A 15,996-nucleotide genomic window follows, 5' to 3' on the forward strand; every position below is an offset into this window, starting at 1 on the left:
CATGAACATTCTGGGTCGTATCAAAAAAATACCCGGCGGCTTGCTGATCGTTCCTATGCTGGCCGCCGCGGTCATCAACACGGTGTTTCCATCGTTTTTTCAGATCGGAGATCCAACAACAGCGCTATTCACATCGAAAGGTACCATGGTGCTGATCGGTATGATTTTACTGATATCAGGAACACAGCTTAACTTGTCACAGCTTCTAGTGACCTTGAAGAGAGCAGGGGTGCTCTGTATTTCACGTATCCTCATCAGCTGTCTGTTCGGCTGGGCGTTTGTACACTTTTTTGGCATAAGTGGGGTCGGGGGAGTTTCTGCGGTAGCCTTCATTGCCGTTCTAACCAGTTGTAATCCGGGATTATATCTGGCCTTGATGAACACGTACGGAGATGATGTGGATCGTGCTGCGTTTGGTATTCTGAATCTGATCGCCGTACCGGTTATTCCGGTTATGATATTAAATTCGGCGAGTGGTGTTGGTATTGATTATCTCAGTGTACTTGCTACGCTAGTACCTTTCTTGATCGGGATACTGCTTGGTAACCTGGATAACAACATACAGAAGATGTTCGCTCCGGGAACACTGATTCTGCTGCCTTTCCTGGGTACAAGCTTTGGGTCCAATATTGATCTGCGTATTGCATTTCAGTCCAGTCTGTCCGGCTTGTTGGTCACGGTATTATTTTTGCTGATCTGCATGCTACCGCTCATTGGAATCGATCGCGCGATGCTAAGGCGGCCCGGTTACGCAGCGGCTGCGACATGTTCGGTAGCTGGATTATCCATGGTGGTGCCTTCGATGGCTGCCGGGTTCAATCCGGCGTATGCGCCTTATGTGGACACAGCTATCGCTCAGATTGCCTTTGCCGTGATCCTGACGTCGGTGACCGTGCCTTATATCGTGAAACGTCTGGCTGGAGGAACAACGACGGAAGCTTCTGCATCAACAAATCACTAGAAAAAACAGCACGTGTTCTGTCAGGTCATGACGGATCACGTGCTGTTTTGCTTTATACATCTATATGATCTCCTGGGGGAGGAGGGGGATAGATCGGTTTATTTTACAGACCCAGCAATTGTTTAACACTTTCGGCTACAGCTTTGCTGGATTGCGGATTCTGTCCTGTGACCACGCGGCCATCTGTTGTGATATAAGAGCTGAAGGCAGCCGCTTTATCGTATTGTGCAGCACGTTCTCTCAAAGCATCTTCCAACAGGAATGGAACATACTCGGTTTGTTGAGCCAATGCTTCCTCTTCATTCGTGAAGCCGGAAACGGTTTTGTCGTTGATCAAAAGCAGACCGTTGGACAGCTTCACGTTCAGCAAGGCTGTAACCCCGTGGCACACGCCGGATACAACGCCACCTTTTTCATAGATATCACGAGAAAGCTCTTGAAGTTCAGCATTGTCCGGGAAGTCCCACATCGTACCGTGACCGCCAGTGAAGTAGATCGCATCGTAGTCACTCGCGTTTACTTCGCTAGGTTTCAGCGTATTTTTCAATTGGTTCATGAACGTTTCGTTCTCGAAATAGGCTTTGGTGCTTTCATCCAGAGAGTCGCCGAGGCTTTTCGGATCAAGAGGTACGTTACCACCTTTAGGGCTAACCAGATCGATCTGAACATTGTCGTTGTGATCAAACTCTTCAATAAAGTGAGTTGCTTCGCTCAGCCATAAGCCAGTAGGCTCGTCCTTCGTTGCGTATTTATCTACATTTGTTAGGATAACCAGTATCTTTTTCATATAAAAAACCTCCCGTAAAGTATATAACATTAATTTATATTAAATATTACAAAATTAAATTGTGTAAAACCTATAATCAAATATAACACAACTATTTTTTAAAGTAAAATCATGAACGTATCTTCGATCTCTAATGTGACTTTCAAGTGTAGGAGTAAAGAACAATCTAGTCGTAGTAAATATGCCCGTAAGAATGCACTTTTACTTATAATGCCCTGTTTATTTTACTCATATTGTAAGCCGAGGTAGGCGTGTGTAAGGTATATCAAAATTAATTCAAATTTGATGTTAATTTGATTGAACAACTAGTACTTTTGATTTAGAATGACGGAAGATGCCAACAAAAAACTGGTACATATTACATATGGACTCGGAGGAACAGTTATGAAACGTTCAGGTAAATTTTTCGCTTCATCCGTAGTTGCTGCTGTCGCTGCAGTATCTATCGTCTCTTCAGCTTCAGCGAGCACAGTTTCCGTCTCCAACATCTCTGGCGTAACACCTATCAACTTTAGCAGTATGGATATCGAAACAGCATTGATGATGGTCCAACAAGAACGTACCAAATTACTGGATGCACAATTGCAAACGCAAATCCAGGAGGTACAGAACCGTAATCAACAGATCGCGGATTTGAACTCTCAATTGCAGATAGCCCAGCAAAACGGGGATGAAGCAGCTGTTCAAAAGCTGAAAGGCCAAATTGACGCAGCGAGCAACTCCCAACAGATGGACATGCTTCGTCTGCAGTCCATGTCCAACAAGCGTAATGAAGCATTTGATGTCATGACGAACTTTATCAAAAAAATGCAGGATTCAAGATCATCTATCATTGGTAACATGCGTTAAGAACGGATGATTAACTGCAACAAGACAAAAAAGAGCGGAGCCGGAATTTTAATTCCGAAACTTCGCTCTTTTTGTGTTTCTTATTTATTTTATTTGATTTCTCTGAAATCTGATTTTTGGCCTGTACTGTAAATCTTCTATTAAGTTAGCCCGACCAGTCACGACGCCGCGTGAACAGATCTTTCAGCTCATCTGTCGACAATTCCGTAATCCAGTTCTCGGAGCTTGTGATGATGTTATCGCTAAGCTGCTGTTTGCTCTCCAACATCTCGTCGATCCGCTCCTCCAGTGTGCCAAGAGAGATGAACTTATGCACCTGAACATCCTTGGTCTGACCCATCCGGTAAGCCCGGTCGGTGGCTTGATTCTCAACAGCAGGGTTCCACCAGCGGTCAAAGTGGAAGACATGATTGGCTGCGGTCAGATTCAATCCCACGCCGCCTGCCTTGATGGACAGAATGAAGACGGACGGTTGTTTGTCCTCAGGCAGTGTGCGGGATTGGAATTCCTCAATCAAGCGATCCCTTGCCGTCTTGGATGTGCCCCCGTGCAGATACAGCACAGGTTCCTGCAACTCTTGACGCAGTACTTGTTGCAGCATCTGACCCATACCGATGTATTGGGTGAAAATCAGGCATCGCTCGCCCTCGTCCCGCAATTCTCGGACAAGCTCCATCAGTCGTTCCAGCTTTGCGGAGCGGCTGATCAGCATCGCCATATCCTGCGGGCTGTACACGTCATAAGCAGATGTCAGTGCACCGTCTTCGGGCAGTTCCTCCGGCAAAGCTTCTTTCGTTAACAGCAGAGGGTGATCACACAACTGTTTAAGCTGGGTTAACGCCGATAGAATTGCACCTTTGCGCTTGATACCTTCCAGCTCTTTCATTTTATCCATCAGGGCCTGTACGGACTGGTCATATAATGCACTTTGTTCGCCCGTAAGGTGAATGTAAGTTTTCATCTCGTTTTTGTCCGGCAGATCAAGCTGGATATTGGGATCTTTTTTCTTGCGGCGCAACATGAACGGTTTCACGAGCTGTTGCAGATCTTGCATTCGCTGCTCATCCTTATCTTTCTCTATGGCACTGATAAAGCGAGTCTGGAATGCCCGGGCACTGCCCAGATATCCTGGATTGGTAAAATCATAGATCGACCACAGCTCAGACAACCGATTCTCGATTGGTGTGCCTGTCATGGCAATGCGGTGTTTCGCCGGAAAACTGCGAACAGCCAGGGACTGTTTGGTCTGGGCATTCTTGATATTCTGTGCTTCATCGAGACAGATGCATGACCACGTATAAGTTTGCAACATTTCCTGATCCAGTGTAGCGGTAGCAAAAGATGTGATGATAATGTCCACTTGTTCTGTCTGCTCCCGGAATTCTTCCCCGCTTAATCGGCGTGCGCCATAATGCAGACTGACATGAATGGAGGGTGCGAAGCGGCTAATTTCCTTTTGCCAGTTGCCCAGTACGGAAGTTGGACAGATCAGAAGTGCCGGAGCTTGTCCCGGCTTACGTGGTTCATGTTCTTTGATGTGTAACAGATACGTGATGAACTGAATGGTTTTCCCGAGACCCATATCATCGGCAAGACATGCCCCAAGTCCGAATCTGCGCAGGAAACCAAGCCATGCAAAACCTTCCTTCTGATACGATCGCAGCTCGGCATGAAGCCCTGTAGGAATGGGTAGGGAAGGCGCACCGCCTTGTCCGCCCCCCAGTTGTGCAATGACCCGGTTCAGGTGTTCGTTAAGTTCAACTTCCAGCCGAATGTTCTCATTAGCCTGTGGTTGCTCTTCCTCTTCGGCTTGTTGTCCTTCCTTCCATTTCTGGTTGCGGTATTCCCGTTGCTCATTATGCAGCAGATGCAGGTGCAGAATATCCTGAAATGAGAGTCCCTGTTCCCGGTCTACACCGCCCATGGCACGACGTATCTGTTCCAGCAGGTCGGGGTCGAGAGGAACCCATTCTCCGCGGAAGCGAACCAGTCGTTCATTACGGGCAACAAGGTCGGCGAATTCATCTTCGCTAAGATCCGTGTCACCAATCGCAATTCGCCAGTCAAAATGAATAATCGAGTCCAGTCCAAAGAATGATTGTCCCCGCTCACTGCCTTCCTCCGGCTGCACCTTGGCACGCAGCTTTGGTTTCTTCTTACGGGCTGCTTCCCACCAACCAGGCAGCAGAACTTGCCAGCCCGCTGCGAGCAACCGCCCACTATCCTGCGTCAGGAACTGCCAGGCTTCCTGATCTCCCAAAGGATCACTCAGCACATCCCGCCTGCCGCTAATGGAGCTTCCAAGACGCGGCAGATGTGCACGCAGCTGATCCAGCCATCCGGCGGAGCGATCCAGAATGAACGGTGTCCATACCTCTGGCCATTCGCCTTCAAGGCGGCCCCGTGAATCCAGCATGACGGGCACCAATACGGCGGCATCCAGCTTATGCTGCAATACCAGTCGCAGCCGCCAAGATGGCTCATCCTCGTCTGGCTCCTGCAATTGCAGCATGGGTCTGAATGGTGCGGCATCTGCTTTCCAGCCAATGGATACGAGCCAGGACTGAGCATCCATCCCGGCTGTCTTGGGTAGAGTGCCGCGCTCTGGGAACAACTGCGGGAATTCACGCCGAAGATCCGTTGCAGCTTCTTCCGAACTGTACCAGCGCTGGAATACAAAGGCGGAATAGGCCGCCCCAAGTCCTTCGGCATAACTCTCGTCCGTTTGCTGAATCGCTTTGGTAAGCGATGCCCGCTCCTGCTTTTTCAAGCTATCCGGGTCCCAGGTCCACTGAAGCTGTCCTGCACGGTATGCCTCGAAGCTAGGTACGTATTTTCGTTTCTCTATGGAGGATGCCAGTGCTGGAGCTAGTCGAATCAGATGTTCCGCTTGCTCGTCCCACTTCCATTCAATATGAAGCAGAGTATGCATCTCGGCAAAAAAGGGAATCACTTCTTCCGCAGGCAGAACAACCAGCTCAATCTCCTCGATCTGCCGAACTTCCAGTTCGGTACCGTAGAAGGAAGGCACATGCCAGGCGAACAATCGCTGCTTAAGCGACTGTCCCGATACAAAGTGGTGTGTGTTGAGTGCTCCGTAAAACAAAGCATCGCCATATCCGGTTAAAGCGACGTGAACCTCAATCGTTTCAGTGTAAGGATGAATTAAGCTCATGAGATCAGTTTACCTTTCCGAAGCTCTTCCTGCAGGGCGCGCAGCCGACTGTTACGAACGGCAAGTGTGGTGATGAATTGCTCCCAGTGCTCTTCTTGCTTCAACTTTTTATAGATTTTGGACAGACGTTTCAGCAGCTTCACCGCCGCTTTGTATCCATCCCTGTTCTTGTGTCCGATATAACGCTCCACCGCCTGGTGATAGAAGGGGAGCAGCAGTTCAGGTGCATCTTTTTCAATTGGTTGCAGCATGGCTACGCGGAATTCGAGAGGTTCCGTTCCCGTACTCAGCTGAAAATCAATCCACCTGCGCCATTGTCCACGCGAATGCATGGCATCCTCGTAGGCGGGGCGGGAGTGGGGAAGCATACTGACAAGCGTGTCCCACATGCGGTTCTCTGTATCTGGCAGATGCTGAATGGCCGTGTCCCACAGATGCATGTAATCATTCAAAGGTGTGTTACGCCGATTCGCCAGCAGGGGACCAAGTTGTACCAACCAATCCCCAAGCCGCTTCCATTCAGCCAAATCTGTGAGTACATGGAGAAAATGCAGCAGATGTTCTGGTGGGATGCCATAGGCTGAGCTTCCATGGACGAGTCGTTGCCACGCCTGATCATCCTGCCGCAGATGGAAATGCATCCAGCTTTGCGCGAGTACTAGCGGCAGGGGCAGTGTTACCGCTTTGCTTGGTCTATCAATACTACTTTCATTACTCTGAGCGCTACCCAAGACACTTTCACCTGACTGGGAGGGTATTGAAGCGGCGGTTATATTGCGCTCTATATCATTTAAGATGGCCTGTTCCGACGTTAACATGTCCCGCGACCCTTGAAGCTCAGGTACGATCCAGTTCAACCACAGCTGTCGATAGATCGGAGTGAAGAACATCATGCTGGCTGTCTCAGGCATCATCTGTTTGCGTAAATAAGCTGAGGTTTCGGACAATCTATTCCATAGTTGTTCAAGCTTGTTTCCCTTTAGACCGGACAGATCGAGCGGGTGGTTAAAGATCCGTTCAATGTCTTTCAGAAGTGCATCCACCGCGAGCTGAGCAGGGTAGCTCAAGTACACGGGGGTATGCGTGATTGAGTTACGAGCTGGCGGCACGCAGAATCGGATGAGGTGCAGCTGCACATGTAGTTCAAAAAGTTGGTCCATCGCAGCGGTCAGCCTTGGCTTAATCGCATATAACTCGTCCGTTGCTTCCTGCACGTAGGATGTGCTGGCTGTGCCGGTACCCAGCCGTCTCAGACAGGAGTGGAATAGTTCGTGCCATTCCGAGATTTCGAGATCGGCAAGCTCTATTGCACGCTCCTTGATCTGGCTGTATTGGTTGTCCGGAATGTCCATATCCTGCTGTTCATCGGCATCTGCGTAGCTGGATAGTCCTGCGGACATGGCCCCGACAGGTTTGGTCGTTTGTTTGAGCGCAGTACTGGAGTGCGCATTCACAATCGCATGTACAGGTCGCTCCAGATGCTCGGCATAACTCATCAAGACAGCCGTCATATGTTTGCATACGGAACTCACCGGGCAGGTACAATGACTTGTAGACAGGGATTGTATGCTCAGGGTGACCTCATATTCTTCCGATCCTTGTACAACCGCCGAGATCCCTTGTTGTTCGGAATAGGTTAATGGTCCGACACGTTTCTGTTTATAATATTGGAATCCGCGCATGATCGTCAGGTTATTAAAATGCTCTGCAACCTGCCTGATCAACTGTTGCCACTGCGCATCATCCATCCTCATGTTATTCGGTATGTTCATCATTCCATCTCCTGGGGTAAACATAGGTTCAGTAGTCACCACGTCTATGACGTGATGTTGTAAATTTGTTGTATCCATCATATCAGTTATGAGCCAATCCGTGCATGGGTTATGAAGAATTTGAAGTTATTTTAGACCAACTGGAATCAGGATGAACACGTCGGTTCTGCTGGCGGCCGACATGCAAGAATGCACCATATTGTGTATGCTTATGGTATGTATTCCTATCAGGAACGATGCAGGCCGGGGAAACGGCCATATTACACACAACAGGAGAGAGCATATGAAAATACTTACGTTAAACACACACGCTTGGGCGGAAGAGGATCAACTGAACAAGATCAGTCAACTGGCTGATTTTATTAATACACATCAATTTGATGTGATCTCCATGCAGGAGGTCAACCAATCCATGCAGGAAGCGGCGCTTTCTGAAGAAGAACTGAAGATGTATTATGCTACTGAATCCGATGCTGTGATTAAAAAAGACAACTATGCCTACGTTCTGCTTCAGCAGCTGACAGAGCAATATCACTGGACGTGGATTCCCGCGCATGTCGGGTTCCAAAAATACGATGAAGGACTGGCGATCCTTAGCCGGACGCCGATTACACAGGCTTTTGGGGAATACGTGTCCCACATGCGGGATTATAACAATTACCGTACACGCAAGATTGTGGGAATCCAGACGGTCGTCCAAGGTGAAGCAACCTGGTTTGTGAACGGACATTATAACTGGTGGGATGATGCGCAGGAACCTTTCAAGGGACAGTGGGAGTTGACGGAGAGCAAGCTTGCCCCCTACATGGATCAGCCGTTATATATAATGGGTGATTTTAATAATGTCGCGGAAGTGCGTGATGAAGGTTACGATTATATGATGAGCAAAGGATGGAATGACCTGTACACCACAGCATTGCAAAAGGATGAAGGAGCAACCGTGGTGAAGGCCATTGCCGGCTGGGCAGATAACAAACGCGATCTGCGGATCGACTATATTTTCTCCAATCGTCCGATTCAGGCTAAATCTTCTACCGTGGTCTTGAACGGTAAAAACGGACCGGTCGTATCTGACCATTTTGGCGTAGCTGTAGAGATATAACAGCCATTTGACCATAAACCATAAAGGTGATATCACCGCAAATACGAAACAAAGCCTCCGCTGACTTCCTGCAAAGGGAAGTCGCCGGAGGCTTTTCGCATTCTAAATCATTTTCTATGTACATTTCATATCGTTTGTTCTTTCTGTTGTGGAACTGTATTATTATTCGAGCGCCAGCATCTGATGTACAAACTTTTTCAGATTCGCGCTTGTCTCACTAAGCTGTTCGATACTTTCCATGAACTCGGTAACAAGTTTGGCCTGATCCACTGTTGCAGTTGTAATCTGACCGATCTCCTGCTCCATATGTTTCATGGAATCTTGTACACTACCGAGGGATGTTTCGATATCAGCTGCTGCTTGTTTCGTGTGATCCGACAGCTTGCGTACTTCACTGGCAACTACACCGAAGCCGGCTCCCTGATCGCCCACACGAGCTGCCTCGATCATGGCGTTGAGTCCAAGCAGATTGGTTTGTTCCGATACTTCACGAATGACGTTTGTTACTTTAGACACACTGACGGAGTTCTCTGAAGCTTTTTTGGAGTTGCGTAGAATCTCTTCCGAGGTTGCAGAGAGTTCTTCGGAATGTGCTGCAATCTGCTGAATGCCGCCGACGAGCGCATTAATGGTAGTTTCATTTTCACGTATCAGCGTTTCCAGTGTCATGTGACTATCCAGTGCGTAGTTCACACCCAATATACCCACGACCTGATCGTTTTCCTTAATGGGAATAAGGATGGCGTCGAAGGGTCTGCCTTGCAGATCACCAGGCATACGTGCCACGGTACGTGTATCCTTGTTGGTGAGCATTTTGAAATTTTTATAATCGTCATGCAGCTCATCCCCAACCTTCACACCAATCTCCAGACTTTTTGCTTCGGAAAAATACAATACTTTCTCATGATCATTAATGGATATGGATATGTCGTCACGGAACATTTGGCTAACAAAAGGCATAGCATTTACCAGAGATTCAAGAGTATTCAATGTGCATCTTTCCTTCCCGTTACAAAAAGTGGAATTTTCCAATCTATATAAGTTGAACTAAAGATATATTCACACGTACACTCCGATGACAGAATAACCTTCCAATCGCTGTTATCTCCAGATTTTTTGATTCCCTTTTCTCAAGGGAAAAATCCGGTGATAAAGGCGAACGCTTCGCTTTTTCAGGTTTTTTCTGTCCTCTACGTTTCGGTGTAAATGATTAGTTCAACTTATATAGTCTCTATATCGGTAACATTTTCCGTTTTTTTGAATTAATGTCTCAATGAAGGTGTAATTGGCGAAGGAAAAACCGAATTTCCTGATTTTTTGTAAGCGTAATCAAAAATCTGTAGCCACCACAGAACATGTCAGTTATACTGGGATTATTAATTGGTGTCTGAGTAAACTAGAAGGTATTAACGTTCAGGACAAGGGAGTTTCTTACGAAGGTTAAGCGCTATATCTCCTGAAGCTGTTATAGCAGAATACGGATCTGGCTTGCCCAGGCGAACGTTTTATTTCGGATAAGATTTTATTTCAACGGGAGAAGGATGTGTGCCATCGATGACGACCTATTTCAGTGAACCACAGAGCATGTATTACCGATTTGGAGAAGATCAGGATCAGGTGCTGAAGGTGCTGGCCGAGAGATATATTGGGGCCAATGCGCAGGCAGATTTTGTATATCGGGTATTCCAGAAGTCTGGTATTTTGCAAAATGAGAAAGGACTTTATGATCTGAATTTAGGTAAACGCTTTCCTGATGCACCTAAAGACCATATATCCTACGCAGCTGCTCTGGTTTGGGGGGACGAGGACCGAAACCTGGATGTACTGGTCCGCTGTTATGGACCTGTTCGTTTCTATTTTAATGAGCAGATGGTCTATCGCTCTACCGTGATGGATGAGATTAGTCCTGATGCAACGGTGAAGCTCAGCATCGACATCAAACCCGGTTGGAACACCATATGGCTCGAAATGAAAAATACCCCTGCCGGATTTGGCTGCCAGTTTGGTTCAGATGAAGGTAAAGTGCGTATTCTGAACGTATTTGCTCCATTTCAGGAGAGACAGGGACAAGCGGGCTGGGTATTCTCCCAACCGAACCGAACCGCGAGTAAGCAACCAGACCTGCTTGGAACAGAAGCAGATTACAGTTTGAAGTGGCTGCCTGAGACAGGCTGGTCTGATAAAGATAAAACCAAGCCAGCTCTCGAACGAATATACGGGAATCTTCCTGGGCGGCATGTGTATGCTTGGACTCATCTGAACAATAACGATTCAACCGGAAGTCAGGTACGATTGTCAGGTCAATCCTCCGGTTCTCTAAGTATATGGATTAGCGGCAAGCCTGTGGCGCAAATGAAAGAGGCGGGTCCGTTCGAGGTGGATGTACCAGCCTCTTTTGGACGGAGTGATCTGCTTGTCCGAAGTGAATGCAACGCTACCGAGGGACCTTGGCATTTTAATTTGAACGCAACCGTTTCGGGTAAGCCACTTTCACTGGAACTTCCTCAGCGTGTGCACGGTGCTTCCGGAGAGTCTTGGTTATATGTCGGCCCTTTTGAGTCGGAGGTTGAACCGGATTTGCAGGATCTGACTCGAACGGACCGAGTGTATCAAACGGGGCAAGGACAGACATATTGGCGCTTAGATCGACCGGATGCTTGGATCAGACCTTATTATGAGAACGCGATGTTAAGCAACAAATGGACAGTGGGCAGTGTGACCAATTATGGTCGCTGGGATTATCCATTGGGTGTCACTGTATATGGTCTATTACGGACGGGGCGTTATTTGCAAAGACCGGACATTACACGTTATGCGGCTGAGCATGTGCAGGCCTGTACCCAGATGTATGAATACTCCTTATGGGATCGGGAGCAGTATGGTTTCCCGGCAGTCAATCAACAATTGGTCATGCTGAAAATGCTGGATAACTGTGGTTCTTTTGGTTCGGCCATGCTAGAAGCGTATTCAGAGTGTCATGAACCAACGTTTCTTCCGATTGCTGAACGGATTGCAGATTTCATGCTTTCCCGCCTGGAACGGCAGGAGGATGGTGCATTTTATCGCACATGTGTAGGGGAGTATGCCGAGAATACCATGTGGGCAGATGACCTCTATATGAGCACGCCGTTTCTCGTTCGTTATGCACGGGTGACAGGCAACTCAGCCGCATTGGATGAAGCCGCCAGACAATTTTCATTGTATCGGAAGTATCTGTTTATGCCTGAGTTCAAGATCATGTCCCATGTGTATGATTTCAAATACGGACAGGCAACGCAGATTCCATGGGGACGGGGAAATGGCTGGACACTGTTTTCCTTGACAGAGGTATTGGAAGCTTTGCCAGCAGAGCATCCTGAGCGCCCAGCCTTAATAGATTTCTTCAATGAGCTGTGTGAAGGGTACGCAGCGCTTCAAGGGGAAAGTGGGTTGTGGCATCAGGTGTTAAATGTTCCGCAGACGTATGAAGAAGCCTCCTGCACGGCAATGTTTGCCTATGGTTTTGCGAGAGGTGTACGCTTTGGCTGGTTCAAAGACCCTGAAGTTTACGTCACAGCTGCCGAGCGGGCTTGGAAAGGACTCATCTGCAAAGCAATTGACCGTCAAGGGAATGTCCATGGCGTGTGTAGCGGATCACGATATGCGTTTACGGCAGAGTATTATGATCAGGACTTGCGTACCGTCACCAATGACAATCACGGAATAGGCATTATGATGCTGGCTGGAACTGAGGTAGCCAAAATGAAGGAACATCTGGCTGAGCACAGGGTGTCTTCACCTGCCGTCTCACACTCCTGACAGACCATATCTATACGGAATACAACGGGGGTGGGTGTTAACAGCTCATCGCCACGCAATGAGTCTGATTGATGTAAAGGAGATACGAGGTCTGATTTTCATACTATCGTTCCTATACAACAAGTTGTCTTCTGCTCCACGTAGTACGGTTGTATACCCGTAATCATATCTGAGACGGGAACATCACCGCCGGGAATGGTATTCCCGGTGGTTTTTGATTCCTTCAACTCCTTACTTTTTTGACAGGAAAGCTTACTTTTGTTTATGTCATGTGCAGCAATGGACCGATACAATAGATTTTGTAAGCGATTCCATAAATGCAAGAAGGGGAGGAAATTCATTTATGATGATCACTAAAAAGTGGGTAACCCTGTTCTGCCTGTCCCTGTTATTGTTCGCTACAGCCTGTTCGGGAGGGGCCGCCGATACACCATCTTCTTCTGGTGAAGCAAGTGAAAGTGAAGGAGACTCTTCAGGCAAGATTGAACTGCGTATGACCTGGTGGGGATCACAGACCAGACATGATCTGACGACCAAAGTCATTCAATTATTTGAAGAGAAACATCCGGGAATCACCATCAAGCCTGAATATTCCGGTTGGGATGGTTACTTTGACAAGTTGACCACACAGGTAGCTGGTTCGAATGCACCGGACATCATCCAGATGGATTACGCCTTTTTGACTGACTTTGCCCGGCGTGGTGCTTTGCTTGACTTAACCCCGTTTGCAGAGAGCAAAGAGCTGCGGACAGAGGACCATGATCAGAGCATGATTACAGCCGGATCAATTGACGATAAATTATATGCGATTACCCTCGGAGTAAACGCACCAGGTGTCATATATGACGCCACGGTATTTCAGGAATTAGGTATTGAAGAACCGCAAGAGAGCTGGACATGGAAGGATTTTGGGGATATTGCAACCAAGATTGCCGCAGCCAAAGGTGAGGGGTTCTATGGATCTGCAGACATTTCCGGTACAACAAACATGTTTGAAGTGTTTATCCGCCAATCCGGGAAAGGATTGTTCGACGGTGGCACAATGACCGCTACCAGCGAGGAGCTTCAGCAATGGTTCGATATGTGGGGCGCACTACGCGAGAATGGTGGAGTGACCACAGCGGAGATAACGGCATCCACAACCAATGCGCTGGAGACACGCCCGATTTCTCTAGGTACAGCTGCCATGGATTTTGCCTGGTCCAATCAATTGCTGACATTCCAGCAGGTGAACAAAAACCAGGACCATAAGCTTGGCATCCAAGTACTCCCGCATGGTGTTAACGAGAAGCAAATTGGCGAATACCTGAAACCAGGCCAGTTCCTCTCCGGTTATGGCAAAACCAAACATCCGAAGGAAGTTGCCATGTTCATTGATTTTATGGTCAATGATCCGGAAGCAACCGCTATCCTTGGTTCTGAACGTGGTGTGCCGGTTAACTCCAGCATTCGTGAGCAGATGCAGCCAACGCTGCCGGAAGCGGAGCAAGTCATTTTCCAATTTATCGATACCGTATCGAAGCACTCCAGTGCGATTGATCCACCATACCCGCAAGGATTTGCTGAAGTGGACACAAGTTTCAAGAGCGCAAGCGAGCAGATCGCTTTCGGTCAAGGCAATACTCCAGATGTCATTGCCCAGTTTATTGAAGGAGCCAAGGCTACGCTTGGATCAAGTCAATAACGGTTGGAACGGTCTCAGACTTCTAATTCTGCGGGGAGGTTGCGAAGATGAACACATCACAAGTCAGTCAAGCCCGAATCGAGCGTGTAGCTACCCGGCGGGTCAAACGGAGATATGCGCATAATGGAGCCGCGCTTCTGTTCCTCGCCCCATGGCTTGTCGGATTGTTATTTCTAACCCTTGGTCCCATGTTGGTATCCTTGTACATTTCGTTCACCGATTACAGTATCCTGGCCGCCCCTTCCTGGGTCGGTCTGGATAACTACACGACGATGTTTACATCCGATAAACTGTTTACCCAGTCGCTCAAAGTCACATTCACGTATGTCGCTGTATCCGTACCGGTCAAATTGATTTTCGCGCTGCTTGTAGCGATGTTGCTCAACAAAGGGATTCGAGGATTAGGTATTTATCGGACAGTGTATTACATCCCGACATTGCTTGGAGGTAGCGTGGCGATTGCGATGTTGTGGCGTAAAATGCTGGGTGGGGACGGGCTACTCAATAGTGTTCTTGCCATGGTAGGCATTAAAGCGCCCGATTGGGTAGCGAATCCGAAATATGCGCTGTACTCCATCGTGCTGTTATCCGTGTGGCAGTTCGGATCGTCGATGATTATTTTCCTGGCAGGCCTGAAGCAGATTCCACCCGAGTATGATGAAGCCTCAGCGGTAGATGGTGCAGGTCCTCTGCGGAGATTCTTCTATATAACGTTGCCGATTCTGTCACCCGTTATCTTCTTCAATCTTGTCATGCAGCTGATTACGTCCTTTCAATCGTTCACACAGGCTTTTGTTATCAGTAATGGTAGCGGAGGACCAGTGAACTCAACCTTAATGTACTCTCTGTATCTGTACAAAAAAGGATTCTCATTCTTTCAGATGGGTTATGCTTCTGCGATGGCCTGGGTGCTGGTCATCCTGATTGGCGTATTTACATTGCTCGTATTCCGCAGCAGCAAGCTGTGGGTGCACTATGAGGATGGTGGGAAATCATGATTGGACAACGGAACTCTACAGCATGGGTCGTCAGCAAACATGTGTTAATCTCAGGCATCGCCTTTGTCATGCTCTACCCGATCCTCTGGATGCTGGGTAGTTCATTTAAACCGGGACATATGATCTTTACGGAAACCTGGTTTTGGCCACAGGAATGGAATTGGCAAAATTATATGAATGGCTGGTCGGGTATTCAGGGCAATCCGTTCTCCCGCTTCCTGACCAACTCTGTCATCCTGTCGCTTGGTGCCGTGCTGGGCAATGTCATCTCCTGCTCTATGGCGGCATATGCCTTCGCCCGATTGAATTTTCGTTTCAAAGCCATCTGCTTCGGCCTGATGCTCATGACAATCATGCTGCCCCATCATGTGACGCTGATCCCGCAGTATGTCCTTTTCAACCATCTGGAGTGGGTGAATACGTATCTGCCGCTTGTCGTGCCAAAATGGTTGGCGACCGACGCCTTCTTCATTTTCCTCATGGTACAGTTCTTCCGGGGATTGCCCAAAGAGCTGGATGAAGCGGCAACTATTGATGGATGCGGTCCTGTGAAAATATACACCAAAATCATCATTCCACTTGCTTTTCCAGCGCTGGTTACCACGATGATCTTTACGTTCTTGTGGACATGGGACGACTTCTTCAGTCAGTTGATCTACTTGAGTGATGTGAGCAAATACACCGTACCGCTGGGTCTGCGTCTGTTCCTTGATTCCAGTTCTCAATCCGATTGGGGTCCGATGTTTGCCATGTCGGTGTTGTCGTTGGTGCCATGTTTCATTGTGTTTATCGTGTGTCAAAAGTACTTCGTGGAAGGAATCGCGACCTCTGGGCTCAAAGGGTAATTCCAAGACGAAACGAGTTGATTTT

Annotated in this window: 11 protein-coding genes; 7 read left to right on the plus strand and 4 right to left on the minus strand. The window is 48.0% G+C overall.

What is annotated here, in order from left to right; all coding sequences use genetic code 11:
* Position 1 precedes the first annotated feature (1 nt).
* Positions 2–961, plus strand: a complete 960-nt coding sequence (locus tag V6669_RS01315; RefSeq protein ID WP_338590047.1) for a 2-keto-3-deoxygluconate permease — start codon at positions 2–4, stop codon at positions 959–961.
* 103 nt (positions 962–1,064) lie between these two features.
* Here V6669_RS01315 and V6669_RS01320 read toward each other — a convergent pair whose 3' ends face one another.
* Positions 1,065–1,748 carry a type 1 glutamine amidotransferase domain-containing protein gene (locus V6669_RS01320; RefSeq protein ID WP_338590049.1) on the minus strand — a complete coding sequence of 228 codons (684 nt, stop codon included), beginning with the start codon at positions 1,746–1,748 and terminating at the stop codon, positions 1,065–1,067.
* A gap of 384 nt (positions 1,749–2,132) precedes the next feature.
* On the opposite strand from V6669_RS01320, the gene V6669_RS01325 reads away from it, so the two are divergent.
* On the plus strand, positions 2,133–2,597 hold the full coding sequence (locus V6669_RS01325) for a hypothetical protein (RefSeq protein ID WP_338590051.1): 465 nt from the start codon (positions 2,133–2,135) through the stop codon (positions 2,595–2,597).
* Positions 2,598–2,742: 145 nt separating this feature from the next.
* On the opposite strand, the gene V6669_RS01330 is transcribed toward V6669_RS01325, so the two are convergent.
* Positions 2,743–5,763, minus strand: a complete 3,021-nt coding sequence (locus tag V6669_RS01330) for a DEAD/DEAH box helicase (RefSeq protein ID WP_338594806.1) — start codon at positions 5,761–5,763, stop codon at positions 2,743–2,745.
* Between the two features lie 5 nt (positions 5,764–5,768).
* On the minus strand, positions 5,769–7,547 hold the full coding sequence (locus V6669_RS01335; protein WP_338590053.1) for a hypothetical protein: 1,779 nt from the start codon (positions 7,545–7,547) through the stop codon (positions 5,769–5,771).
* Between the two features lie 280 nt (positions 7,548–7,827).
* On the opposite strand from V6669_RS01335, the gene V6669_RS01340 reads away from it, so the two are divergent.
* Positions 7,828–8,646 carry an endonuclease/exonuclease/phosphatase family protein gene (locus V6669_RS01340; RefSeq protein WP_133387229.1) on the plus strand — a complete coding sequence of 273 codons (819 nt, stop codon included), beginning with the start codon at positions 7,828–7,830 and terminating at the stop codon, positions 8,644–8,646.
* 162 nt (positions 8,647–8,808) lie between these two features.
* Here V6669_RS01340 and V6669_RS01345 read toward each other — a convergent pair whose 3' ends face one another.
* On the minus strand, positions 8,809–9,636 hold the full coding sequence (locus V6669_RS01345) for a methyl-accepting chemotaxis protein (protein WP_249913659.1): 828 nt from the start codon (positions 9,634–9,636) through the stop codon (positions 8,809–8,811).
* Between the two features lie 564 nt (positions 9,637–10,200).
* Between V6669_RS01345 and V6669_RS01350 the strand changes: the two genes are divergently transcribed.
* The 4 genes from V6669_RS01350 (at position 10,201) to V6669_RS01365 (ending at position 15,971) form a co-directional block, all read left to right on the plus strand.
* On the plus strand, positions 10,201–12,444 hold the full coding sequence (locus tag V6669_RS01350) for a glycoside hydrolase family 88 protein (RefSeq protein ID WP_338594807.1): 2,244 nt from the start codon (positions 10,201–10,203) through the stop codon (positions 12,442–12,444).
* 343 nt (positions 12,445–12,787) lie between these two features.
* A complete protein-coding gene (locus tag V6669_RS01355) occupies positions 12,788–14,128 on the plus strand; it encodes an ABC transporter substrate-binding protein (RefSeq protein ID WP_338590059.1) in 1,341 nt (446 codons plus the stop codon).
* Between the two features lie 47 nt (positions 14,129–14,175).
* Positions 14,176–15,126: a sugar ABC transporter permease gene (locus tag V6669_RS01360; RefSeq protein WP_315939021.1), complete on the plus strand. Its 951-nt coding sequence runs from the start codon at positions 14,176–14,178 to the stop codon at positions 15,124–15,126.
* Entirely contained in the window at positions 15,123–15,971 is an 849-nt protein-coding gene (locus tag V6669_RS01365; RefSeq protein WP_338590064.1) for a carbohydrate ABC transporter permease, read from the plus strand. The genes V6669_RS01360 and V6669_RS01365 overlap by 4 nt, the downstream gene beginning before the upstream one ends.
* The last annotated feature ends 25 nt before the right edge of the window (positions 15,972–15,996 follow it).

It is taken from the genome of Paenibacillus sp. Y5S-9, assembly GCF_036894235.1.
GTDB lineage: Bacteria > Bacillota > Bacilli > Paenibacillales > Paenibacillaceae > Paenibacillus.